At 56.0% G+C, this 22585-nt stretch carries 26 protein-coding genes; all 26 read right to left on the bottom strand.

The window, feature by feature from the left end:
* Window positions 1-71: 71 nt before the first annotated feature.
* Window positions 72-566 (bottom strand): RadC family protein, encoded by a 495-nt coding sequence (gene radC, locus BLT00_RS28460; RefSeq protein ID WP_092148140.1) that lies wholly within the window; start codon window positions 564-566, stop codon window positions 72-74.
* A gap of 408 nt (window positions 567-974) precedes the next feature.
* A complete protein-coding gene (locus BLT00_RS28455) occupies window positions 975-1304 on the bottom strand; it encodes a hypothetical protein (RefSeq protein ID WP_092148137.1) in 330 nt (109 codons plus the stop codon).
* A gap of 72 nt (window positions 1305-1376) precedes the next feature.
* Complete coding sequence (locus BLT00_RS28450) at window positions 1377-4226, bottom strand: conjugative transfer ATPase (protein ID WP_092148133.1); 2850 nt, start codon at window positions 4224-4226, stop codon at window positions 1377-1379.
* Window positions 4226-4651: a TIGR03751 family conjugal transfer lipoprotein gene (locus BLT00_RS28445; RefSeq protein WP_092148130.1), complete on the bottom strand. Its 426-nt coding sequence runs from the start codon at window positions 4649-4651 to the stop codon at window positions 4226-4228. Before BLT00_RS28445 ends, BLT00_RS28450 begins: the two co-directional genes overlap by 1 nt.
* Complete coding sequence (locus tag BLT00_RS28440) at window positions 4629-6056, bottom strand: TIGR03752 family integrating conjugative element protein (RefSeq protein WP_092148127.1); 1428 nt, start codon at window positions 6054-6056, stop codon at window positions 4629-4631. Before BLT00_RS28440 ends, BLT00_RS28445 begins: the two co-directional genes overlap by 23 nt.
* Entirely contained in the window at window positions 6046-6933 is an 888-nt protein-coding gene (locus BLT00_RS28435) for a TIGR03749 family integrating conjugative element protein (RefSeq protein ID WP_092148124.1), read from the bottom strand. Before BLT00_RS28435 ends, BLT00_RS28440 begins: the two co-directional genes overlap by 11 nt.
* Window positions 6930-7613 (bottom strand): PFL_4703 family integrating conjugative element protein, encoded by a 684-nt coding sequence (locus tag BLT00_RS28430; protein WP_092148121.1) that lies wholly within the window; start codon window positions 7611-7613, stop codon window positions 6930-6932. Before BLT00_RS28430 ends, BLT00_RS28435 begins: the two co-directional genes overlap by 4 nt.
* The gene (locus tag BLT00_RS28425; protein WP_092148118.1) at window positions 7610-8005 is read right to left on the bottom strand and encodes a TIGR03750 family conjugal transfer protein; all 396 of its coding nucleotides are present in this window, start codon (window positions 8003-8005) and stop codon (window positions 7610-7612) included. Before BLT00_RS28425 ends, BLT00_RS28430 begins: the two co-directional genes overlap by 4 nt.
* 12 nt (window positions 8006-8017) lie before the next feature.
* Window positions 8018-8377 (bottom strand): TIGR03745 family integrating conjugative element membrane protein, encoded by a 360-nt coding sequence (locus tag BLT00_RS28420; RefSeq protein WP_170867271.1) that lies wholly within the window; start codon window positions 8375-8377, stop codon window positions 8018-8020.
* 16 nt (window positions 8378-8393) lie between these two features.
* Window positions 8394-8627, bottom strand: a complete 234-nt coding sequence (locus BLT00_RS28415; RefSeq protein WP_063321928.1) for a TIGR03758 family integrating conjugative element protein — start codon at window positions 8625-8627, stop codon at window positions 8394-8396.
* Window positions 8624-8962 carry an integrative conjugative element protein, RAQPRD family gene (locus BLT00_RS28410; protein ID WP_092148112.1) on the bottom strand — a complete coding sequence of 113 codons (339 nt, stop codon included), beginning with the start codon at window positions 8960-8962 and terminating at the stop codon, window positions 8624-8626. Before BLT00_RS28410 ends, BLT00_RS28415 begins: the two co-directional genes overlap by 4 nt.
* Before the next feature lie 114 nt (window positions 8963-9076).
* Entirely contained in the window at window positions 9077-9826 is a 750-nt protein-coding gene (locus tag BLT00_RS28405; protein WP_092148109.1) for a TIGR03747 family integrating conjugative element membrane protein, read from the bottom strand.
* Window positions 9823-11952 carry a type IV conjugative transfer system coupling protein TraD gene (gene traD, locus BLT00_RS28400; RefSeq protein ID WP_092148106.1) on the bottom strand — a complete coding sequence of 710 codons (2130 nt, stop codon included), beginning with the start codon at window positions 11950-11952 and terminating at the stop codon, window positions 9823-9825. The genes BLT00_RS28405 and traD overlap by 4 nt, the downstream gene beginning before the upstream one ends.
* Window positions 11953-11954: 2 nt before the next feature.
* Complete coding sequence (locus tag BLT00_RS28395; protein ID WP_256326576.1) at window positions 11955-12326, bottom strand: integrating conjugative element protein; 372 nt, start codon at window positions 12324-12326, stop codon at window positions 11955-11957.
* A 53-nt stretch (window positions 12327-12379) separates the two neighbouring features.
* Window positions 12380-12820, bottom strand: a complete 441-nt coding sequence (locus tag BLT00_RS28390; protein WP_256572654.1) for a transglycosylase SLT domain-containing protein — start codon at window positions 12818-12820, stop codon at window positions 12380-12382.
* Between the two features lie 119 nt (window positions 12821-12939).
* On the bottom strand, window positions 12940-13650 hold the full coding sequence (locus BLT00_RS28385; protein ID WP_371856972.1) for a TIGR03759 family integrating conjugative element protein: 711 nt from the start codon (window positions 13648-13650) through the stop codon (window positions 12940-12942).
* A gap of 17 nt (window positions 13651-13667) precedes the next feature.
* On the bottom strand, window positions 13668-14327 hold the full coding sequence (locus BLT00_RS28380) for a hypothetical protein (RefSeq protein ID WP_092148098.1): 660 nt from the start codon (window positions 14325-14327) through the stop codon (window positions 13668-13670).
* Window positions 14324-14851, bottom strand: coding sequence for a PFGI-1 class ICE element type IV pilus protein PilL2 (locus tag BLT00_RS28375; RefSeq protein ID WP_092148095.1), 528 nt, complete (start codon window positions 14849-14851; stop codon window positions 14324-14326). The genes BLT00_RS28380 and BLT00_RS28375 overlap by 4 nt, the downstream gene beginning before the upstream one ends.
* 168 nt (window positions 14852-15019) lie before the next feature.
* A complete protein-coding gene (locus BLT00_RS28370) occupies window positions 15020-15322 on the bottom strand; it encodes a hypothetical protein (RefSeq protein ID WP_092148092.1) in 303 nt (100 codons plus the stop codon).
* Window positions 15323-15460: 138 nt separating this feature from the next.
* Window positions 15461-15943, bottom strand: a complete 483-nt coding sequence (locus BLT00_RS28365; RefSeq protein ID WP_092148089.1) for an STY4534 family ICE replication protein — start codon at window positions 15941-15943, stop codon at window positions 15461-15463.
* Between the two features lie 122 nt (window positions 15944-16065).
* Window positions 16066-16470, bottom strand: a complete 405-nt coding sequence (locus BLT00_RS28360; RefSeq protein WP_092148086.1) for a hypothetical protein — start codon at window positions 16468-16470, stop codon at window positions 16066-16068.
* A gap of 204 nt (window positions 16471-16674) precedes the next feature.
* Window positions 16675-17931 (bottom strand): DNA cytosine methyltransferase, encoded by a 1257-nt coding sequence (locus tag BLT00_RS28355; RefSeq protein WP_092148083.1) that lies wholly within the window; start codon window positions 17929-17931, stop codon window positions 16675-16677.
* Window positions 17932-18392: 461 nt separating this feature from the next.
* Window positions 18393-20408: a DNA topoisomerase III gene (locus tag BLT00_RS28350; protein ID WP_092148077.1), complete on the bottom strand. Its 2016-nt coding sequence runs from the start codon at window positions 20406-20408 to the stop codon at window positions 18393-18395.
* A 286-nt stretch (window positions 20409-20694) separates the two neighbouring features.
* The gene (locus BLT00_RS28345) at window positions 20695-21099 is read right to left on the bottom strand and encodes a single-stranded DNA-binding protein (protein ID WP_063321915.1); all 405 of its coding nucleotides are present in this window, start codon (window positions 21097-21099) and stop codon (window positions 20695-20697) included.
* 11 nt (window positions 21100-21110) lie between these two features.
* Complete coding sequence (locus BLT00_RS28340) at window positions 21111-21611, bottom strand: DUF3158 family protein (protein WP_092148074.1); 501 nt, start codon at window positions 21609-21611, stop codon at window positions 21111-21113.
* Window positions 21611-22402 carry a PFL_4669 family integrating conjugative element protein gene (locus BLT00_RS28335; RefSeq protein ID WP_092148072.1) on the bottom strand — a complete coding sequence of 264 codons (792 nt, stop codon included), beginning with the start codon at window positions 22400-22402 and terminating at the stop codon, window positions 21611-21613. The genes BLT00_RS28340 and BLT00_RS28335 overlap by 1 nt, the downstream gene beginning before the upstream one ends.
* Window positions 22403-22585 lie beyond the last annotated feature (183 nt).

Raw genomic sequence — 22585 nt, 5'->3', positions numbered from 1 at the left:
CCCAGAAAAAAAGCGCCCTGAAAGGGCGCTTCGACTAAAAGGGAACTGACAGATTCGGGCTGTCCGATGATTCAGATCAGACCAGCTTCTGCGAAAGAGTAGGGTTCACCTTCTCCGATGATGAAATGATCCAGAAGACGGACATTGAGTCTTGGCAGCAGGTCGCTTAGCACCTTAGTGACTTCGTGATCGCTTTGGCTCGGCTTCGTTTCGCCGGAGGGATGATTATGGGCAACGATAATGGCTGCACAGTTGTGTTCCAGAGCACGTTGCAGGATCCGTCTCGGATACACACTCACCGAATCAATCGTGCCGTAGAACAGCGTTTCGTAGGCTATTACTCGATGAGCCGCGTCTAAAAATAATGCTGAAAACACTTCTTCGGTTTCCCCTGCAATCTGGAGCTGTAGGTATCGGCGAACATCATGCGGTCTTTCGAGGTAAGGACCGCGCTTGAACATGCGCTGCTCGAGGATGGAGATCGCATTTTCGACCAGCAGGTCATCATGATTAGAGGGCTCATTCTCTTGAATGGAGGGCTTGGCCGGTGGAAAAACTGTTGTCATGGGAGGCTCCGTTGACGAAAAGAGGCTCCCGTCCCAAAGGGCGGAAACCCCAAGGGACTGTATGAGATAGAAGACCGAGCTGACTCGGAAGGGAGAAAGGTGCATCCACCACCGCTTGAGCGGAGATTCGCTAAAAAGGATGCTCAGCGAATGATTTTGGTCTGCGCAGTGACGCTGCGCCGTAGCCTTAAGGACCAGAGCTACCTGGGCAGTTGCTAAGGGTGTCAGAGGTGACACGTCGTTGCCGGATCATTGTTATGAGAATGAAGGTCGCTGTCCCGATTTAAACCGTCCTGACAGCTCCCCACTTTTTCATTCGTACTTCAACGTCGTCTCCCAGCTCGATCACGCATGTGGCGTGGGCCTGTATTAAGCGGAGGAATGCTCATCTGGGTGTCTGGCATGCGGTCAGCTAGCCTGTCGCTTCATTCTCAAGCTTTCCTTGGCCACTGCTGAGTGGAGTGCTTCCGTCAAAAGATCCGCAAGTCGTAGAGCCACGTCCTGCTCCAATCTTCTGATTGTCCCCGTTCTAGGGGTGGCGCAACTGATAGTTTTTTCAGCGATACGGAGCGAGGAGATCACGCCCCATAGGTACCCCTCCAAGAATTGATTATCAAAGAGGACACGGCTTTCAGGCGCTTCCTGATAGTCCCAGTCAACTCTGAAAAACTTCCCGTCTTTAGACACTTCGATTTTCGGCAACGATGACTCTGAAAGATACGCTTTTACTCGGCTCATTGACTGACCTCTTGAAGGCTTGGGGGCATGAGATTTCACACAGTATGGAGAATGGCCGCCACGATGATGGTGTTAACCATCGCTATGAAATTGTAACGGTTGAATTCCTCGAGCCCGGTCTATGTTTTCTGCCATTCGAATGGCGGCATCGAGCTCGCTTATTCCATGTTCCTGCATGAGCTTGAACCTCGCTGCTTTCTCCTCAGGTTCGGTCATGGCCATCGCTAGATACAGGCTAGGTGGCACGGCCCGAAAGAGCGCCTCCATCGACTTGGAGAGCACGACGCCTTCGCAGTATTTTCCAGCCTCTTTGCGGGCTGACATCATCATCGATTTTTGGGCAGGGCTGAGCTCGCGGAAGCGCGCGATCTTCTCGACTTCGTCAGGTGGCATGCTCAGGCAAATCCACCACTCGATCATGTTCAGCATTGGCTCTGCGGCTTTGGGTAAGTCGTCAAGATTTTGTGTGGCCAGCCAGAACCAGGCACCCAGTTTTCGCCACATCTTGGTGATCTTTACGACGTAGGGCGAGAGCAGGGGATTCTTGGTGATGATGTGTCCTTCGTCCGTGACGTTGATAATGGGCCGTCCCTGGAATTGGTCCCGTTCAGCGATGTTGTTCACTGTGTTGAGCAACGAAAGGTAAGCAATTGAGAGTTGAGCGTTGTAACCCTCACGAGCGAAGGTGGCCAGGTCGACAATGGTGATGTCCGCCTCTGGCCAAGGAGTACCGGGGCGGTTGAATAATTCGCCATCCAGCCCCTGACAGAACAGATCCATGGCCTCAGCCATCTCGAGTAGTCGTGTTCGCCGCGACTCAGGCAAGCCATTGTCTCGGCCACGTTCACGCAATGCATCGCGCACGTCCTGAGTCAGCACGGATCGATGCTCATCGGCGCAACGTTGTGCCGCGTCGAGAATGCTCTGACGAATCAGACTACGGTCTGCCCGGGTCAGACGAGCCTCTTCTTTGTCTTCGCCCCCGGTGATCATCAGACGCGCCGTGATCTCCAATTCTCCAAGGACGTCTCGCTGCTCATCGCCCTCCTGAGGAGCGACTGTCGCCTCTAGCCGCTCAGCATCCAATGTTTCGATTTCCTCAGGCGTTTCAATCAAACGGCGAGCGTCTGCAAACGGCGCCAGGCTCACGCCGGCCCCGGGCGAGAGCTTCACATGATGCACCGTCAGGCCCAGGCGCTTGGCGAACTCAGCAAACAGCCCAAAGGAGTTGCCGGCCTCTACGATGAACAACCGTGGTCGATAAATGGCAGTGATCTGGTTGAGAATATTGTTGAGCGTCGCTGACTTGCCGGAACCGGTAGGCCCAAACAAAAACAGATGGGCATTCATTTGCCGATCAAGGCGGTTCAGCGGATCGAAGGAGAGGGTACCGCCGCCGCGATTGAAGAATGTGATGCCTGGGTGCCCCGTCCCTTGGCTGCGGCCCCACACTGGGGCCAGGTTCGCCGCGTGCTGTGCGAACATCAGTTGGCTGTACCACTGCCGTTTGTCCTTGGCCGGGTCGAAGACACACGGCAGCCAACGTAGGTAGCTATTGAGGGGGGCTACTTCGTCGTCCTCTCGTACTGGCTGCAATCCGGCATTGAGCATCACATTGGCCAACTGCAAGCCGCGGGCATCCAGTTCCGCAATGTCTTTGCCACGTAGGAAAAACGCGAGGGATCCGCGATACAGTTTGTGAGCGCTTCCGATAATTGATCGAGCCTGCTGGACATCTTGGCGGGTTTGCTCCGAGGCCAGTGTGTCACCCACGGATTTCTTGCTGAGGTGGTTGAGGTGAGCTTCCAGTACATCCTGAGGTGTGGCCACCAGGGTCAGACACATCATGGTGTCTTCTGGCATCTGGTCGAAGTAACTGTTGATGGCGTCACCCTTGCGCGTTTCACCCGTCAAATGGCCTGTGTGGGGTACTGAGCGCATACGGTCCATCAACATGACCCGATGCGGCATGCCGTTGAAGAACCAGGTGCCGTGGGCTGCATCAGAGTGAGGTTGACTGAAGAACAGACGTTGAGAGAAGTCCGTGCCGCTGGCCAATTCGACTTCCCCAGGATCTGTTTCCTCAGGGTAGGCGGTTAACTGATAGAACCTGTCCCGATCACTTGCAGCACCCCCCAAAAGCGTGGGACTGGGGTTGAACCAGCGCAGTAGCCAGTCGTAAATATCCTTTGCCTCAAGGCGTTGCGTCTTGAGTCCGGCACTGCTCAAGCCGGCCGTCAGCCTATCGCAAACATTGCTCAAGGCTTGTTCTGCGGAGTGCCCCTTTCTGGATGTCGCGACGGAGGCCCGTCGGTAAACAACCATTCGTACCCGCCGATTCTGTCCCTTCCAGCGCAGACGAGTGAGCGTGGTGTCCTCAAAGAGTCCCCCAGGCTTGGCTATCGCCTTGAGGTGGTGGGCAAAGAACCGTAAATAGAAATCACTGAAGGCGCTGTCTCGTGCCCGTGGTCGAAGATACTGACCCAGCGTATTCAGGTAAGCGTCCCAGTTGGTTTCGTCCTGGGCGTAGAGCTGCACTACCCATGGGTTGCTATCCAGTTCGTCGAAGCAGTCCTGCAACACGTTTTCAAGTGTATCCCTGGCCTGCAACAGCCAAGCAGTTTCCCGGCCTTCGGTACCCAGTGGCATCAGCTCGAAGAAGGCCGCAACTGAAACGCCATCCTCCAGCAGCATGCACTTGGATTGGGGCAGGAATTCAACCCATGGCAGCCGCTCTACAAAGGACGGCGCCACGTCGTAAAACCGGGTGTCGTCTGCTTCAGTCACGGGTTTGTTGTGCCAGCCACCGGGCCCAGCGATACCTCGCTTAGCGAGTTTCGCAATGTGCCGGCTCCAGGCATCCTGTTCCGTAGGCTCCGACGTTGGCTCATGACATTTGCGCGGAGAGAAAAACCAGGCCATCAGTAGTCCTCCAGACGTTCACCAGGCAGGGCGTATTGCACACGTTGGTGCAGTGGAAAAACGGTGCTGTACCCAGGCACCGGTACGGCTTCTGTTCCAGCCCGGTGAGGAAAGACGTACATCACCAGGTCCGGATTGGGTAACCGATGGAACTGACGCTGGATTTCGTTTTGTGCGGTCCGTGTATAGGGAGCCGAAAAGGAGGGCACCAAAGGTTCTGTCAGTGGACGTCTCAAGGCCTGCCGCGCCTCGAGCAATCGTTGACTCGATTGCCCATTACGCGAGCCGGTTGTTTGCCGATTCCAGACTTCTAGCATGGTGCTGCCGTCATGGCTGAGCAGGTCCTGAGTATTGGTTGCGCATCCAGTCAGCGCGATGACGGCCAACGCAGCCGCCATTGCTTTAATCCAGGTCCGTGGTGTCATGGCGACCTCCGAGGGTGTGATCGACTTTGCGTCCTTGAGGTTCGTAGTCGAGAGTAAGTGGTTGTTCGATATGGACGGCGATCTGTGCGCCAGGCTCCACGTACACGGCGGCGAAGGCTTGTCCGTAGAGTTTGTTGACCCATTGCGAGATGTCCTGCACGCCGCTGGCCAGTAATCGGTTCATGGCTTCACCGCCGGAGATGCCTACGGTCCCCATCGCACCGCCGCCATTGCCGGCATAGAGCGTCGTGCTGTCTGACTTGATTAAAGAGGCTGCGCCAACCCCGGCGGCGGTGATCAAGGCCTGTGAGCCCAGATACTGCTGAGCGTTGCTTCGCCGTTTGCCCGGTACACACGGAATGCCATGTTGATCACTGATCCAGCCGAGGCCTTCTTGCCCATGACTTGAGTCGCTCCTGGACTGCCCTGCAGACTCCTCACGACTGTCACCCGGTAGGGTTCGGATGGTGCCGTCCTGGAATACGAAGGTGATGGAGCGGATCTGACCTCTGACACAAGACAGTGTCCAATCACCCGACGCGGTACCACTGACGACCGCACCTGCGATCTCAGGGAGATCAATGCCATTGGCCGTCAGGTTGTCGGCCCCAATCAGTACCTTGAACGGGTAGGGGTCATTAACGGTGCCGTCGATGGGGATTCTTCCAATGAGCGCTGTCATTGCCACGGACCCCATCAGCGTGGCATTGGATGGAACGGTATAGGTGGGCCTCACCTTCCGGCCACCAAGGTCTCCGATAGCACGTGTGGCGAAATTGTTTTCTATATCGCCCAGAGGATTCTGTGCAGGACCGAAACGTGTCGGGAAGCTGAAACCCGGTTCGTTGGAAGTGTTCGCAGATTCTTTTGGTATTGCATCATCGGGCTCAATCCAGCGCGTACCGTTCTTGAATGCCGCGCCGTCTCCATCCTGCAAGCCCAGTCCCAGCGGCAAGTCCGCCGGATTATCCGGCCGCTGCAAGGTGCTCAGCTGCCGTTGAAGATCTTGTAGAAGCCATTGAGTCTCAACGTTGCCGTCATCGGCGGTGTTTTTTTCCTCCTGGATTCGTTGTCGTTCATTCTCCAGAGCGAGTTGAATGCGTTGCTCGATGACATCTGCGAAGTGGTCCAACGATTCGGGTGCACCCGTGCGAAGCTCGTTTTCGCTTATGGTTCTTTTCAGCTCCGCCCGAAGCTGCCTGACCTGAGCGACCAGTGTGGCCACCGTATCGCTTGGCGTGTCGCCCTCCAGCCCCAGTGCCTTCATTTCTTCGGCGGTGAGCTGGCTTTCTAATTCTGGCGGTTCGGCTGGGGAGGGCTTATTGGAGAACACTTTCACAAGGATCAGCACGACAAGCAGTACCATCGGAACCATTAACCATTTGAGCAGCCCGTTACTTTTCATTTGGCCTCTCCTTCGGCGGTGCTCCACGTGCTTGAGACAGATTCACGGCGGCATCGATCGGGCTAATCGTGGGAATCAACGCAGCCGCAATGTCATGCCCACGAGTGGTGAGGTACAGCACCGTGGTGTCTGAGGATGTGCCCCTAGGGCCAAGGAACTGATGTTGGAAGGTGGCCGTCGCGAAATCACCCAAAAGGTATCGAGGATCCAGATCAACCTGAGCTTGGGTTTGATTGCTGAGCCGGATAGCCGTAACCCAGTAATCATCCAACCGCCACGCAGCGAGCGTTTTGGTACTGATTGATAGGCTGGGCATCAATAGGTCGAGCGCGAGATCGGCCGGCAGGTTAACGGGTCTGATGCCGGGTAGAGGTTCTACAGTTCTAAGCGGTGCGTATAGGTTTTGGGCTGCATACCGAGTCAGTACGACTGGTACCGGTGTTTGTTGTACAGGTTCATGGACAGAGGCTGTCGGTTCGGAATGACCATCTTTCGTGTGTGCTTGGTTTATGGGGGATTCGACGATCTTTATCGCTTCCAACGGCGCCTGACCCGCTTGAGCTACCTCAGCAGCGATATCCAGGAGAATCAGCTCACCCGTTGCCGCGTCTTGTAGCTGCAAACGTGTCGGCTCGATCGGTTCGTTGGCCCGCAGGTACACGGTTCCTCCAGCACTTTGGACTCGTAAGCGATCTCCCAGCCCGGCCGGCATACCGATCCGTACGTTACGTTCAACAAACAGCACGCGCTCTTGGCCAACAACCAGCGGAACTGTCAAAGGCAGTCGCTCCCAGCGCATTAGCTCCACTGCTTGGCATTTGAAGAGGGGAAGAATCAGCGTCAGCCCTAGCACAACGGACGTTGCGAATGGATTCATGGGGCATCTCCCAACGGACGGTCCAGGGTTCGTGTAGCCGGTGTCGAGGACGTGGGCAGTGTTATGCGTTGAGGCGTGCCTTCGTAGCAGTCCAGGGCCAGTCCGAAGGGGTTGAGCTCCGGGTCGATATCCATACGTACGACCTTGATGGGATAGCGAACGAGTGCGCGCTTAACCTGCTCGGTGCCGTGGTATTCATCGGCATTGATGTCCAAGGTAACCAGCCAGTCATTGTCTGAAACTACTTTGACTCGGGTTTCCGGGTCGTCCCCGTAGCCGCGTCCAGGAATTTCATACACCCCGCGCATACGCTTTCTGAGCTCACCTAATCGACGGCGCTGGTCATAGTCCTGTTGGAAGAACGATCGGCACGCGGGAGTCAGATAGGCCGCCAGTGATTGCAGGTTACGGCTGTAGTCGTCTTCACCGTCGTTGGGCCAGCGGTTGAGCTGCTGGAAGATGTAGAAGGTGAATGCATAGACAGATTCGGGAGGGATCTCCCACCACTTACGAGTGCTGCCAGAGCGCAGGTCGGGGGGAACATGGATGGTTAAATCTCGTGGGGCATTCCACCATCCGGCGCCTAACCCGACGACAACGAGAAATAACCCACCGGTGCAGAGCCTCAGCGTCCTGACATGAGATTGCAGGTGCAGGACCTCATTTTTAAACCGGCTCATGCGTCACCTCGACGCGTTACCCAGAAGCCGGAGTAGGTGATGAGTCCATGGCTACCCAATTGGCGGCTCACCTGAGGGTACTTTGTGGCGAGCCTCCATTGGAGATGTCGATAGAGCCAAGTCTCCGGTCGACCGCGCTTCTGTCGACGTAATAGCCCTCCGCCGAAGAAGAGTCCGGCTGCAATCGACAGTACGATCATGGTGGGGACCATGGCGATGCTGCTGGTCAGGCAGACTAGCGGTACGCCCAGAATCAGGCCAATTGCCGCTGATAATCCGGTGCAGATCCAGAGTTCATCTGCGGTCAATCCTCGAACGACAACAGGTTGTCGATTCAGGCGGTGGGGCAGGAAGGTAATGGTGGCCTTAGGCGCACTCTGTAGAGACTCCATGGTGCGTCGTCCTCACAAAATCCCGGTGGCTTTGGTCAGCAGCCAAATGCCGACCACCAGCATGACTGCACCCACCGCGATGCTCAGGCCGAACTGACCCCAGGTAGATCGTCCTGTATGAATTTCGGAGTAACGGGTGTAAGCGTGATAGCAGACACCGATGAACATGGACGCAACCACTAGTAGCGCCACGAGCATCACGATGTCGTAACCATAGTTTTGCATCGTATCCATGATGCCTTTGCCCGCACCGCGGGATGGGTCCTCCATCGTCGGTAACTTGCCTTTGGCCAAAGCCAAGGAGGGCAGTGCGCTGGTCAAAAGGGCTGGTACGACAGTGAATCTTTTGGAGCACGAGATATAAAAATTCATGGAGGATTCCATTGGCTTACGAAAGGAGGAGGTAGGTCAGGGCCAGGTACATCGCCATGAAGCGGATCACCACGCCGAGGAACTGGCGCTGGTTCAGCCGTTGCTCAGCCCAGCCGGAATAGGCGGTTCGTATAGCCCAGGTGCCCCAGAGCAACAGCACCGCAAAGACGGTTGAAGTCAGAACCAGGGCGGTGATTGAAGGTGAGAAACCACCGTTTGCTTGAAAAGCAGCGATTTGGGCGGTGCTCATTGATGAGGCACCGTTTCATCGAAATAACTGCCGTACAACGCCCCGGCGTCGCGAGGGGAGGCCCGCTTGGGAGACAGGTAGTCTTTGATTCCCGTACTGACACGATGGATATCCATGCGTAAACGGACATAGTCAAAGTGGTAGCGAGCGGTCTCGGGGGCTTTGATGAAATCATCGGCAGCGACGAGCCGCTCGATAGCCGTCAGCTCGCGAAGGACGGTGGCTAGGCGGGTATGTTCATCAACGATCTCATTGGCTGTTGCAGTGACTGCTCCCACGAGTGTGAAGAGCAGGCCGGTAGCCTTTGTGAGTGTTGGAGGTGAGGGAGTGATCATGGTTGAGCTCGTTCAGTCAGACGGCTCGATAGTGCTAGGGGGGACGTACTGATGCTGCGATCAATATGTCATGGGAGAACCCCCTATTGATCGCCGATATATCACTAGCAACGGTCAGAGATATTTCTTGAATCTACTGGCTGCTAGGGAAAGAGTGATTGCCAGAAAAATCGCACCAGGTAACAGAATCCAGGCAGCATTCAAGCTCACAGGCAGCGCCAGGTAAATGACCCAGGGCCATGTCAGCAACGGCATCACACAGGCCTTGGCTCGATGGTAGACGTAGCCTGACTCACGACCTGCACCGAAACGACGGATGTCACGTTGTACGAGTCCATCCACCAAGCCGATGAAGGCCGCCATAAACAACAGCGGCACTGAGAGAAACAGCACCATCAGCCGAACGACGAACACCAGGACGCAAAATGCCGCAGCGATCAGGTTGTTTTCCAAGTGTATGTACAGCAGCGCAATGTAGTAGTGAGGTTGGTGAAGCGCCTCAGCGTGGGCTCGGGTCGCGCTCTCCGATGTTTCTTTCAGAGACCTAATGATTCCGGTCTTGATCAGCACACCTTCATACACCAACTGGACAATTGCATTGGCGCTGCCACCTGGTTCTTGCACCAATGCGCTGCGTTTGAAGTCATTGGACAACTGGGCCAGCTCATATTCAAACATCTGTCTTGAATGTCGCCAGCCATCTTCAGGCCAGAAGGCATAAATACCGATACACTCGATCACGATGTTCAGCAACAGCGCCCCGAACAACACAGCGACAAACCGGAAAGGCAGTGTAATCAAACCGACCACAAATCCCTGTTGCTGCCGCTGCTGACGTTGCGCTGTCGATGACGGTTCGCTCATTCTTCGGTCTGCTCGGACGGTGCAGACTCTTCGAGTAGATCCTTTGGCAGTGGGGCATCTTGATAGAGCAAGGCTGCCAAATTCAACCAATCATCCGCCGCGACGTAACGTTTACGCATGTAGCTGGCCATCATTTGGAGGTCCCTGGGCATCACTTCATCGGGATCTGGTGCGGGGAGTGGCATGCGAATCTTCCAAAGCTGACCGCCTTCAATCAATCCGAAGGCTTGCCCTTTGGGCAGGGCGACCACATGGGCAGGCTCAATCATGGGTACTGAGGTGGCGGTGACTCGATCCTGAGTATTGGAAGTGAAGGCAGTGTTGCCATGCGGGTCTGAGCTGTCGGTAGCAGCGCTCATCACCGAGGCCGTATACACCTCCACCTTGGGCAACTGGTTGGTGAGTAACTCGGCTGTGGCCGTTTCACGAACGCGCAACATGAACAGATTATTGAAGTTGCCGATGACCTGGCCCGCCTTGGCCCGGTTTCCGATTCGTGCCTCGATATCACTGAGCGTCTGGGTGTAGGCCGTGACCTGAATCCCGGCACCACCACCTTTGTTAATCATCGGGATGAATTCGTCTCCCATCAGCTCGTTGAATTCATCGGCATGGAGGTTGATGGGGATTTTCTTATCTGCCACTGCTTTATCCAACCCAAAGTCCACCCCGAACTTGTAGATGTGACCGGCCACAGACACCAGGTCCGAAAACATGGAGTTACCCACGGCAGAGGCCACCTCGGCATCCGAAAGTGCATCGAGGCCAACGTAAACGACAGCACGTTTGCGCATGACTTCCATCCAGTCAAAGATCGGTCGCGAGTCATTCAGATTGGTGTAGTCGGGAGCCAATAGATGGGCGATCTCACCCGTGGTGAGTTTTTCCAGCAGAGGCAGTAGGGAGGCGACGATCTTGTCGAAATAGGTCCGGTCATAGCGCACGGCTGAACGCAGTCCGTCGAGCACAGGATCATACAGGCGTGCCTGCGCCAGGTATTGCTCAATCGCCACGACCCGTTTCTCACGACCCATCATGTGCCGCGGAGTGTTTTTTTCATTGATCCTGGCTTCCAGTTGCACGATGACGTCCCAAGCCTTGGGAGCTTTTTCGGCAAAGAAGTGAGCCGCATATTCGATGAATAGCGCGTCGATGTTGATCACGTGCCGCTGGATCAGCAAATAATCCGGACGTTGGCCCAGTTCAACCAGGGCACGAGCGATGATGTTGACGAAGCGCCAGGCAAACTCCCTGAAAGCAGCAGAGTTACCTTCACCGGATAGTTGTCCGGCAATTCGGGATGCCACCTCAGTGATACGTCCGAAACGGCCGATGGCGTTGTATCGGGCTGAGATTGTGGGTTGTCCTAGGTGAAAGACATAGAATTCGTCATCGCGACCTGCACGTTGGGTCTCAACGTACATGCGCTTGAGCAGCTCGGCATCACCCTTTGGATCGAAAACGATGCAGACCTCGCCGCGACGAATGTCCTGGCTGATGAATAGCTCGGCAAGTCGAGTTTTTCCAACTCGAGTGGTGCCTAGCACGAGCGTGTGACCGACCCTCTCACCCAAGGGGAGGGAGACATCCAATTCTTGAAGCTCTACAGCATGAAGCCGTGGCATACCCCCCACTGGCGGTAATGGCCTCATCGGGTTCAGTGGATGGTCCCAGCCAGTGAGACGGGGGAGCTGGCTCAACGGGTGAGGGGAGAATTCAAGTCTTGCTTCCAGCCGGCGCGCCCACTTGTACAGAATCGAGGGTTCTACATAACGTCGGAATTCCGGTCGGTAAGTCTGCATCAGTCGGTGGGTATGGCGTTGATCCCAACGAAATCCTTTTCCCACAAACAGGCGCTGATGACTGACTGGGATTTCACGGCTGGTCATCATATAGCGTGGCAATCGCCTCATCTGCCTGCGATAGCGCAAAACGGTGCATGCCTGGTTTAGGCGAATGACGCCTAGAACCGCGAAGGCGCAGGCCGCGGCTGCACCGATAGCAGGCGCTAGGGCTAATGACCACGGCGCTGTGATACATAGGATCGCCCCGGAGCTGCATGCAGCGACGCTATACAACTCCACCGCCGGTCGTAGCAGCGTTTCAATGCCATGGTTGTGCGTCATGGTTATTGCTCGATACTGCTGGCCGTGACTAAAACGGGGTAGTGTTGAAGTTGCAGTCGTTGGGCCAGATCATCGGCGGAGACGGGAGACAGGGTGAGACCTGGCGCTAACTGACGAAGTTGAATGAGTGATGCGTTGGACTCCACATTGACGACCAACCCGGCGGCCTTGAGCTTGGTCAGTTGGGGTAGTCGCTGCCTAAGCCAAGATCGTGAAAGCGCGTCGTCTCCGATCAGGAAGAATGCCGGTAAACCAGAGGCATTCAGGGGCCTGCGTTTAACGGTTCCGGGGGACAAGGTCTTGGAGTGAATCGGCAGTAGGTCGTCTTCGCGAAAGCGGTCCTCTGCGTATTGAGGCATCGATTTGTCCGCCATGCATGGAGTGCAATGGAGTGCTAAAAGAATGCATATCCACCCAATGGTATTTTTCATGGTTGCAGTCTCCTTTTTGAAGCCAATTGGTCCAGGTGTTTGCGGATGCGATCTCGGTAGCGTGTAGCCAACGGTCCGCCTGCCGGACGGTGATAACGACCAGCAGCTAGGAGCCAATCTTCGCCCTGGCGGTGATGGTTACGCAGGATGGTGGCGGCAACCTCCAGATTCCGATGAGGTTGCAGCAACTCACAAGGGTGCCGATAGAAATGGCGTTGGTGACCCAGGTTGATCTGGACCAGACCTGCGTCTATTTGCGAGGGAGGGTGGTGCTTGAGGGCTCGTTGAAGCGTGTCGCAGGCATCAGATTCTCTGGAAAAATAACGGGAGTCCCCCGCGATGTTGAGCGTCCAGGGCCATGGCATTCGTTGGCCTCGCAGCGTGACGCCGCTTTCCTGTAGCGCCACTGCAAACAACAGTTCCGCAGGCACTCCCATTCGCCGCGCAGTTGAACCGTAGGCTGGGGGAGGTTCCAGAGCGGTCACGGCCCCTTCAGCAAAACCCATCCCAAAAAGACTGGCGAGGCTCAGGAGGCGAAGCAGTGGACTGCAAGTACTCACTGTCGCACCCACCTGCCATTGACCTCCTGCATCACAGCCGGCAGTTCTCCGGCATCACCGATCGATACCCAACGTCCTTTGTCATGGTTGATTGAAATGGTTCCGTCTCGAACCTTGATGGGTCTGATCCCGACTTTATGAGCCCACTGACGAATGCCGTTGTCGTCATGTTGGCTATCAATGATGTAAAGATCGAACGCTGTCCCTGAGGCTTGTAGTTGCCTGACCCGATGCTCGCATTCAGCACAGTCAAGGCGCACGAAAACAGATTTTCTTCCGGCGGTCTTGATCAGTAGTGGACTGTGCAACGGAGGAGGGTTGATCAGTACCATCCCCGGAAATCGGTTTTTCCATGCTTGATCATAGGCACGTTGATAGGAGAGTAACTTCTCGACACGTACAGCTTCGGCTTCAACCTGAAGCTGGGCATAGTGCTGCCGTTCAGCATCAGTTCGGGCCTCGATCCCCAAAGCGCTCAATGGGTCCAGGTGAGGGGAGTACGTACCCAGTGGGCCGCGCATCAGTGCAGTGAAACGGTCGAATTCTTCTCGCTCCAACCCCCATTGTTGAGCCAATAACGCGCTTTCAAGAGAAACCGCCGTATCGGTTTGTGGCTTGGACTTGAGCCCAGCGAGGGTACTCGGAGTGAAGTGTTGTGCCTGAACCCCACAACATAGCGACAGGGCCAGCAAGGGCAGTAAATGCAAGTGGAACATAGCCACTCCTATCGAACGTTCAATTTGTGCGTGATGCCGTCGACAGAAAACACTGCCGTCTGCTCGTCGAGGTGCTCAAGCCTCCAGCCGAGATAGGTATCGCCGATCCTCAAAAGTTGGCTTTGATCCAGCGCTTGGACACCTACTGGTGCGACAGACAGAAACTGCACTGCGCCTCGTAGCTCCAGACCCAAGATCTGGAAGCTAGGCTCAGCGCCTTTCTTCGGTTTTTGAATAGAGGGCTTGGCTTGTTTGGGAGTGGGAGTGGGAGTGGGAGTTTGCGTGATTGATTTCTGACTGGATTCGAGCCGCTCCAATCGTTGCAGCAATGGTTGCAAATCCTGCTGCGCCGTATGTGTTGCTAAGGTGTTCTCCAGGTCTACCAGGCGCTTGTTCAGATCAACCTGCAGATCCTCCAGGTCGTTACGATTGGGTACGTGTCTCGCTGTCTGTTGCACTTGCAGGACAGCTTGCTCTAGCCCTAACACCGTACTTTCAAGATGCTCCAGGCGATTAACGTCAGGATGGTCGCTCAGACCCTGGGCCAGCTTCGACAACGACACCTGATGAGAGGCGAGCACGCAGCTCATCAGCGTGAATACAAGCGCAGGCGTCCAGCGTTTAAGGCGACTGTGCAAACGAGGCCCAGGCAGGGTGGCGTATATCATTGTGCGACCTCCAGATTGACTGCCGCTTGTGCTGTAGGGCTGGGTTTGGCAGCCCCGGCAACAGGGATGAAGCAGACCAGGCGAAGCTGATCATCGGTTTGCAGCGCCCAGGCTGGCCCCGCAAGCGTCTGTAACGCGTCGCGAAGTTGAACAGGGCCGAGCTTCAGGTGAGGTGCAGGGAGGGGGAGGGCAAACAGTGCCGCGTTTTCTGGTGTGCGATCACATAGTCGATACCCCGAGCGCAAAAGGACATAGCGCAGCGCATCAGCAACTGAGATGGACCAATTGCCGGGAAGATCGATATCGATCGCTTGAAGCAGAAGGTTTTGTTGTGCAACGTGCGGCGCCAGTTCCACCAGGGTGTATCGACCATATCGTTGAACGGGGATGTAGTGCTCGGAAGAGGGCTGGGGCAGACTCGGCACCGCCTGTTCTAGGGATGTTCGTTCCGTAGACAGGCACGCAGTCAGGGTTAGGTGGCTCAACAGCATGAAGGGCAGCAGACGCATCTGTATCGTGGGCATATTAGGAGTTCCTGGATGGGATATGCGAACGATCTCAAGCAGGTGACTCTGTAGCAGCCATCAATAGGTAATGACCCGTTACCTGTTTCAAGGCCATCAAAGAAAACGGCCTCCGAGGAGGCCGTTGCGAGGATTAACTGAAGTGCTAGAGAGGTCTGGCCGCAGGCCTCAATATTCCTCAGGTAGAAGAATGGTGGTCACGGTACGATCAGCTTCGGTGATAACCCACAATCTCAAGCCAGGTTCAACATCGTAGGCAGACATCAGACGATAACCCGATTGCAGCGCATCTTCATTGAGCTGACGATCTTCATCACAGATATCGCCCCAGTCGCCCAAGATGTGACGGCCGAAGTAATGGAACGGATCTAATCGTTTCGTTTTCATCAGTGCATCAACGCCCGGGGTCATAACCAAAGCGCCGTGCTCGGACCAGGGTTTGGCCGAATCTCCAAATTTGATAACAATCATGGTCTGCTTCCTATTCAAAAAGTGGGGCCATGACACCGCCCTCGGGCGTCATGGCTTACGAGGGAGGGTGGGAGCTTCAAACGTCGACGTTGAATGACGACGTTGAGGAAAAACCAAGACCCGTAGCCGGATCTGAGATCAGAATGCAAAGTCCTCTTCGGGTGATGGAGGGGCTGCATTCACTGGTTGAGTTGTAGCTTCGGATTTCAGGCCGTCTTGATTCGAAGGTTCGCGCTTATGCACCAAAACACCGTCGATCTTGATCCAGTTCAACAAGAGCAATCGGGCCTTGAAGCTCACACCCAACTGTCCCTGGTTAATGCCTTTGGAGTAAGTGAACGTGTCCACCCAGGGGTCTCCCAGACGAAAACCAACCAGGACCTTACGGTCCAACTCAACGGCTCTGGCACAGCGCCGAACCAGTACCTGAGCATCTTCGCCTGTGACACGAACGTCGAAACGCCGATACTCAGCGCAGTCCGTCGGACCATTGAGCGCTGCGATGTCGCAAGCTAGGAATGATTCACCTTTCTTGAGCTTCACTTCACGAATGCGATTGAGGTAACCCAGTCCAGTGATGTGAAGGTCAAAATAGGTCGTTTCATCAAACGTAGGATTCATGACATGCCTCCAGGCTAGGAATAACGATGGAGGCGCCTCTCCCGAAGGGGCAGTCGCCCCCAATGGGTGATTGGTTTGAAAAGTGGGGAAAACTGCCAGGCCCCAGTGAATAAAGAGGCTGATTACCAGCCGTGGTAATGAAGGATCAGCGAAGCAATAATGCCTCGCTGTAGAGGGTCTAAAAGGCCCAGGTCAGCCAAGCCTTTAACCCCTGCCTGCTTGAGCAACTCACAACCTTTTTGGGTGTCGTGGAAGCTCACCATTGCAGCTATTAATATCCGTTCCTGATTGCTCAGGACTTCGAAGTTTTTATCGATCAATCGCATGATGGGACGCAGATCCCATCGGCAATTGGCCTTGTTGAAGCCAGCTTTAGAACCGTCACCAAAATAGGTGAAACCGGCTAAGGCAACGCCTTTTTTCCAAGCGGCGAAGAAAGCGGCTGCTGTATTGCCGACATCAGCAAGTTGTGCGGCTGGCTTAGGCTGGGACAGGGACGACAGTTGAGTAGCGGGAGCGTTTTTCATCGCTAATGACTCCTTGGATCTGATTTAAATGAAAGGTGTGGGTAACCCTCACGGCGAAAGACAGGCATCAACGCCTTCGAAGGCGCACGTCCACGGAAACGATGCCGGGCGGACTGGGCGGGGCCGGCGTGAAACATTTCACGACGCAGCTTTGAAGACCCTAGCTGCCTGGGCATGCGCTGATCAGTGATCAGACTTGCGTGGTCAAGAATGGTTTTTCTTAGCCGGCCTGTCAGTGATCAATACCTCGCTGAAAGACTCCGGATTTCTAAGCACGTCGAGCAAACGTTTACCGAGCCAAGTCAGGCAGGGGACGGCCATTGAGTTGCCTATGACCTTGTAACGGGGGCCGTCAGCAGCCATCAGCATCCAGCCATTGTCGGTGACTTCCCACATGTCCAGAGGCCGACGGTGGCTGATGCGCCTTATGGCGTAATGACGCCTGGGAATGCGTGTGTAGTTATCGGGTAGTCCCTGCAAGCGCTCACACTCAATGGGAAGCAGGCGCCTGGCCGTAGGACGCGCGTGGCAGCTGTTGCATGCGATAACGTTTTGGTGCAGCAGATGGGGAATTGAGGTATCACAGACGGGGCCGTGTGCTGTGCCACACACCACAATCGCAACGTCGTGATTGCAGGTCAGTGTAGGGCAGCATTCCAACGCCGCCTCAGCCCCGCCTTGGCCGTTGGCCATGCCATAAGCGTTGCTGAACGCGACGGCGCGTAAGGGGGCACTTAAGGTTGCAAGGCCTGCGCCAGCAGGGGTGGCAGCCTGCGTTTGTAGCGTGCGGTGCGGCGCAGTATCCCGGCGCGGGCCTTGGCGCTCAAAAAGTACCGCGGCGGGATCGAATCCCACACGAGCACTTGCGACAAGGAACACACGACGGCGTCGTTGGGCCAGGCCGAAATATTGGGCATCCAGGACGCGCCACGCGACTGTTCTTTGGGGACCAAACACAACACCTGAGTGCGACCAAGTCTTCCTTGGGGGGACGAGTTCATGTTCTTCGCCAGCCAGTGCTGCGAGAAAACATCCGAAGGCGTTACCCCTATCGTTGAGCACGCCGAGAACGTTTTCCCAGACGATGATGGCTTCAGGTTCCTTTCGTTGTATTCGGACTTGATCGATTGCATTGGCAAGCTCCACAAATGTAAGAGTCAGAGCACCTCGAGCATCTGCGAGGCCCGCGCGAAAACCCGCCACACTGAATGCCTGGCACGGCGTGCCGCCAATCAGAATGGCAGGAGCAGCAATGGTTCTGTCGAGTGCCCGGCGAGCCAGTCGCTTCATGTCACCGAGATTAGGTACGGCTGGGTAATGATGGGCCAGCACCGCACAAGGGAACGGTGCTATTTCGGAAAACCAAGCCGGGGTGAGACCTAAAGGCTTCCAGGCGACGGTCACCGCTTCAATCCCGCTGCAAACACTGGCGTATTGCAGTGGCGGAGAGGTTTGAATCATGGGGGTATGTCCTTTGCAGGCGCGCCTTTCTGTGCCCGAGCGGTGTCGGACACGGCGCAAAGTGGGAGAAAGGACAAAGGCGCCGAAGGCGTGACCTTCGGCTTGAACAGAGAGGCCACCCGTGGGGCTGTTCCGGGCTTGGCGGTCGTCAGGCCAGGCGCCTTCACAAGCATCGCACCCGACCCGTTTCGTGGCGTGGGTCGGTATCATCAGGCACACATCCGCGTACAAAAGGAGCTCGTTGTTTGACCGGCGGGGTCCGGTACCGACTATGTCCACCCTAAAGGGTCTCCTGATCGCCCCGGGGAAGGCGATCAGGGGACCCTTCAGCACGGCACTGTCCTACTGAACCATCATGCTGCAGGCACAGCTCAGACGATGTGTTCCTCCGTGCCACCGGCTATTGCTCGGCTTGGCGCGCTCGCTGTTTCAGAAGGAGAAGCGAGCTTGGGCAAGGTCGTTCAAGCGTTTCCAGGTTTTGAACGACGCGGCTTTCGGTGGCGTGGGGGCACCCTCCCTTGCGAGGCGATGGGTAAAGCCCCCCGACATTCTGGATACCGAGTACAGGACCAAAACCTGTTGTGCTTGCCGTCACGTTGACGCATCGGCGCCCCACACAAAGGGCAACTCGGGCCGCCAGGGCTATGGAGCGCCAAGGTCGTCGTACGGTAATGCTCGACCAACTGGCTGATCCAGGCGGTTTGTTTTGCTAGGAAATCCTCCAGCGTCAGTTGGCCGGCCTCGATCATGTCGAACGCCTGCTCCCAGATGGCGGTGGTGGCCGGGTCCGCTATGGCGGGAGGTACCGAATCGATCAAGGTGAAGGCTGCCTCAGAAGCCCGTACAGATCGCCCTTTGATGTACAGATACCCTCGGCTCAGCAAACCGCTGATGATATTGGCCCGTGTGGCTTCTGTACCGATGCCTGTCGTCTCCTTGAGAACCTGCTTCAGCCTTGGGTCTGTCACCAGTTTGGCCACGCCTTTCATGGCCTTGATCAGCTCTCCCTGGGTATAAGCTTTGGGGGGCTGAGTCTTGAGGGACTTTAGCTCCACGTCCACCACGTTGCAGCAAACACCCGAATGCAGGTCTGGTAGCGCTTGGCTGCGTGGCGACGCTTCGTCGTCGTTGGGGGGGCATTCGCTACCCAATACTTGGTGCCAACCTGATTCCACGACGTGTTTGCCATGGGCTTTCAATGCATGGTTGCCACAGGTGAGCTTCACGGCGGTGCGGTCGTACTCATGAGGGGGCAGAAACTGCGCCAGATAACGGGCACGAATCAACTCATAGACCGCGCATTCGCGTTCGCTTAAGGCCAACCGATCAAACGGTTCCAGTGTCGGGATAATGCCGTGATGCGCGCTGACATGGCTATCGTTCCAAGCCCGGGAGCGCAACGTGGGATCGACGGATTGCACCAAAGGGCCCACGCCAGGATCGCTCTTTATCAGTGCAGCGAAGACCGCTTCTGCCTCGTGCAACATGCTTTCGGGAAGGTAGCCTGAGTCTGTGCGCGGATAGGTCGTCGCTTTGTGGGTCTCATAAAGCGATTGAGCAATGTCCAATGTTTCCTGCACGCCGTAGCCCAAGCGTCTTGAGCAAACTTCTTGCAAGGTGCTCAAGTCGAAGGGGAGCGGCGGAGCCTCTCGAGTTCGTTGCGTCTCAACCTCCAATACCTGTGCAATCCCTGTCGCTCTGAGGCTCTGCTGCGACTGCAAAGCGATGGCTTGCCTGATGCAGCGGCCAGCTTCGTCAGTGGCACTGTCGGGTACCACCCACTGCGCTGTAAACGCTTGCCCCAGTACTTCAAGCTTCACCTGGATAACCCAGTAAGGCGTTGGTACAAATCGTTCGATCTCGCGATCCCGATCAACCACTAAGCGTAAGGTCGGCGTTTGCACACGTCCCACCGACAACACTCCGTTGAGCCCTGCCTGTCGGCCCAGGAGGGTAAACAGTCGGCTCATGTTCATGCCGATCAGCCAATCCGCTCGTGAGCGGGCAAGGGCAGAATGGTAGAGGGACTGAGTTTCTTCTGCCTGTCGTAGCTGACTCAGGGCTTTGCGGATGGAGGCTTCGTTAAGTGCTGACAGCCACAGTCGCTGGATAGAACCGCGGTACTGACACAGCTCAAGCACCTCGCGAGCAATCATCTCGCCTTCGCGATCCGCATCAGTGGCGATCACCAATTCAGATGTTTGGGCCAGTAGCTGTTTGACGATTTTGTACTGAGCCGCCGTGTTCGCTTTGACGTGGACACGCCACGAGCTCGGAATGATGGGCAGATGGTCCAGCGACCACTGTTTGAAGCGTTCATCATAAGCTTCAGGTGGTGCCGCTTCGACCAAGTGTCCGATGCACCAGGTCACACTGATACCCACGCCTTTGAAGCAGCCGCTGCCACGTTGTCGGGCGCCAAGTACCCTGGCAATGTCTTTGCCCTGGGAAGGTTTTTCACACAGAAAGAGTCGCATGTCATGCCCAGCAAAGCAGTTGAGAGGGCAGGAAGATGCATGAGAGGAGACGGTGCGCGCGACTCTCAAACCGATTCTGCATCAGAGCGTATTGATGATCAGTCGGCAGAGGCAACCATGAGCCAGGCTTGGGAGCAGGGGGGCTTTGCACCAGCGAATTCGTCATGTGCCGCTGGCTGGAACAGGATGGACGTCAGTGGACACTCACAACGCAGTAGGGCTTGAGAGCGTTTTGGGGCAATAGAGCGACTGACGACTGGGCCAGCCGCTCTCCCGCTTCTTAGGATCAATGCGGGTGGTCGTCACCATCAGTAGCGGCGGCAGATGATTTACCACCCAGTGTGACCCGTTCGACCCGGTAGGGCAGGATGCCCACACGCCGCGCTTCGATTTTGAACGTCACTCGTGCGTTCTCATCCGCATCGGCCCATTCCTCCTTGACCGAGCGTCCTTCGACCATCACCCGCATGCCTTTTTGATACAGCGTGCTCCAGTGCTCTGCTTCACGGTGCCAGATTTCAACCGGCGCCCAGAAGCCGCCTCGATCTTCATAGCCGTCTTTGACAGGGACAGGGTTGTCGAAATAAACGTTGAGCCTCAGCAGACGCCTGGGCTCGTCATTGCGGTTGTTGAATTCCCGAAATTCGGGCGCCGATCCGATATTACCTTCACCGAAAAAATGAGTGCTCATGAGGGGCTCGCTTATACAAGGGCGCGTTGTTTAACGCAGTGTTGATAGACCGCTTCGGCATGCGCCATCTTGATGGCGCAGTCATTGGCTTGGCGGGCCAGGACGTGGGTCATGCTGATTTGCATATTCAGCACGATCCGCTGTTGCTCCAGTGCGTAGAGGTCGTCAATCAGCAGATTGGGGGTGGCCTCGTGTTCAATGCATTGCTGCCACAGGAATACCCCCATGTTGGTTCGGTCGGGGTTGCGCCAGCGCAGAAAGGTCGTCCCAGCCCCCGTGCTGTGGCGGGTCAACTGGGCTGCCAGCAGGTTGAAGGGATAACGCCGAGCTTGGGTCAGGATTCGTGCCTGCGCTAGCTCAATCAGACCGTCACGAAGTGCATTGCAATCGCTGGCCCAGTCCTCCAAACAGCCCTTACCTTTAAAAGGCTGTAAAAGGCCTTTTAGGTAGGCCGCATGCTGCAGTTGCTCGAGCTCTGAATGAACCAAAGGTTTGAAATAGTGCAATGCCATCAGCGCTCGTCCTCTGCTGGCTGCTCCCGAGCGCTGGAGACAGGTTCATGAGGGCTATGCGCTTCACTGTCGATGGCAACATCCAGGGTGTTCTCTTCGTCCCTTTGAGGGGCGCTGATCGTGAGCCGGCGCACCAAGGGCGGGGCAAAGCGCGAGCGACGGGTGCCTTCCAGAATGTCTTGATCAATCTCACCAAAACGTTCTTTGGCCGATATCGCCAAAGAGGTATTGGCCTGATAGTCCTCACGGTTCAAGCCGGATGATTTGTACTGTTGAGCCAGGCTGAACAGGCTTCGCAAAGCGTGCGCCCCTTCGTTAAGCCAGCGTTCTAAGCTGGAGCGATCAATCAATGCGGTGTGATGAGCCAGGATCAGACGTCGCGCCAGGTCGTCATAGTCTGCCAACAGATACACCGCCATGAAGCCAAGTTGGGCGTTGACAAATAGCGGTAGCTTGACCGGCTGCACATTAAGGTTCTCGCCCAAGCTCAAGGCGGAAGGCACTTCTGCGAGCGCCAGGTTCACCTGCTCATTCAAGACGTTGAGGATGTCTTTGGTAGCGTTGAGCTTGTCTTCGATTCTTAACATCCAAGCGTCGGCGTAGGGGTCATCCAATTCCGCGCCACGTTTCATTTTGTTCATGACGGCAATAAAACCGTTGAGGCCGATGATCGTTGCTCGGCCTTGGGAGGCGTCTCGCCCATGCCAGATGCGAGAGGCGTGATGGGTGTGCAAGGTCAATTGCACGCTACTGCGCAATGTACCGAGGTTCAGTTGCAGGTCGTTTGCCATGGGAAGTCACTCAGGGACTGTGGGAGGGTGCCCAGCTTTGCGGCACGGCGGGACGCTGTCATTGAACAAAGCGCAGGCAGTGCGAGCCTGATTGGTGATTGGTGATTGGTGATTGGTGATTGGTGATTGGTGATTGCGGAGGTGGGGGCGACAGCTATCCCCAGGGGATAGCTCGATACCCTG

This window comes from Pseudomonas sp. NFACC51, from assembly GCF_900103575.1.
Taxonomy (GTDB): domain Bacteria; phylum Pseudomonadota; class Gammaproteobacteria; order Pseudomonadales; family Pseudomonadaceae; genus Aquipseudomonas; species Aquipseudomonas fluorescens_Q.
This window is presented reverse-complemented; position numbering and strand designations above follow the sequence as displayed.

Coding starts and splice junctions, on each gene's coding strand:
- radC (WP_092148140.1), bottom strand. CDS start 566: ATGACAACAGTTTTTCCACCGGCCAAGCCCTCCATTCAAGAGAATGAG.
- BLT00_RS28455 (WP_092148137.1), bottom strand. CDS start 1,304: ATGAGCCGAGTAAAAGCGTATCTTTCAGAGTCATCGTTGCCGAAAATC.
- BLT00_RS28450 (WP_092148133.1), bottom strand. CDS start 4,226: ATGGCCTGGTTTTTCTCTCCGCGCAAATGTCATGAGCCAACGTCGGAG.
- BLT00_RS28445 (WP_092148130.1), bottom strand. CDS start 4,651: ATGACACCACGGACCTGGATTAAAGCAATGGCGGCTGCGTTGGCCGTC.
- BLT00_RS28440 (WP_092148127.1), bottom strand. CDS start 6,056: ATGAAAAGTAACGGGCTGCTCAAATGGTTAATGGTTCCGATGGTACTG.
- BLT00_RS28435 (WP_092148124.1), bottom strand. CDS start 6,933: ATGAATCCATTCGCAACGTCCGTTGTGCTAGGGCTGACGCTGATTCTT.
- BLT00_RS28430 (WP_092148121.1), bottom strand. CDS start 7,613: ATGAGCCGGTTTAAAAATGAGGTCCTGCACCTGCAATCTCATGTCAGG.
- BLT00_RS28425 (WP_092148118.1), bottom strand. CDS start 8,005: ATGGAGTCTCTACAGAGTGCGCCTAAGGCCACCATTACCTTCCTGCCC.
- BLT00_RS28420 (WP_170867271.1), bottom strand. CDS start 8,377: ATGAATTTTTATATCTCGTGCTCCAAAAGATTCACTGTCGTACCAGCC.
- BLT00_RS28415 (WP_063321928.1), bottom strand. CDS start 8,627: ATGAGCACCGCCCAAATCGCTGCTTTTCAAGCAAACGGTGGTTTCTCA.
- BLT00_RS28410 (WP_092148112.1), bottom strand. CDS start 8,962: ATGATCACTCCCTCACCTCCAACACTCACAAAGGCTACCGGCCTGCTC.
- BLT00_RS28405 (WP_092148109.1), bottom strand. CDS start 9,826: ATGAGCGAACCGTCATCGACAGCGCAACGTCAGCAGCGGCAGCAACAG.
- traD (WP_092148106.1), bottom strand. CDS start 11,952: ATGACGCACAACCATGGCATTGAAACGCTGCTACGACCGGCGGTGGAG.
- BLT00_RS28395 (WP_256326576.1), bottom strand. CDS start 12,326: ATGGCGGACAAATCGATGCCTCAATACGCAGAGGACCGCTTTCGCGAA.
- BLT00_RS28390 (WP_256572654.1), bottom strand. CDS start 12,820: ATGGGAGTGCCTGCGGAACTGTTGTTTGCAGTGGCGCTACAGGAAAGC.
- BLT00_RS28380 (WP_092148098.1), bottom strand. CDS start 14,327: ATGATATACGCCACCCTGCCTGGGCCTCGTTTGCACAGTCGCCTTAAA.
- BLT00_RS28375 (WP_092148095.1), bottom strand. CDS start 14,851: ATGCCCACGATACAGATGCGTCTGCTGCCCTTCATGCTGTTGAGCCAC.
- BLT00_RS28370 (WP_092148092.1), bottom strand. CDS start 15,322: ATGATTGTTATCAAATTTGGAGATTCGGCCAAACCCTGGTCCGAGCAC.
- BLT00_RS28365 (WP_092148089.1), bottom strand. CDS start 15,943: ATGAATCCTACGTTTGATGAAACGACCTATTTTGACCTTCACATCACT.
- BLT00_RS28360 (WP_092148086.1), bottom strand. CDS start 16,470: ATGAAAAACGCTCCCGCTACTCAACTGTCGTCCCTGTCCCAGCCTAAG.
- BLT00_RS28355 (WP_092148083.1), bottom strand. CDS start 17,931: ATGATTCAAACCTCTCCGCCACTGCAATACGCCAGTGTTTGCAGCGGG.
- BLT00_RS28350 (WP_092148077.1), bottom strand. CDS start 20,408: ATGCGACTCTTTCTGTGTGAAAAACCTTCCCAGGGCAAAGACATTGCC.
- BLT00_RS28345 (WP_063321915.1), bottom strand. CDS start 21,099: ATGAGCACTCATTTTTTCGGTGAAGGTAATATCGGATCGGCGCCCGAA.
- BLT00_RS28340 (WP_092148074.1), bottom strand. CDS start 21,611: ATGGCATTGCACTATTTCAAACCTTTGGTTCATTCAGAGCTCGAGCAA.
- BLT00_RS28335 (WP_092148072.1), bottom strand. CDS start 22,402: ATGGCAAACGACCTGCAACTGAACCTCGGTACATTGCGCAGTAGCGTG.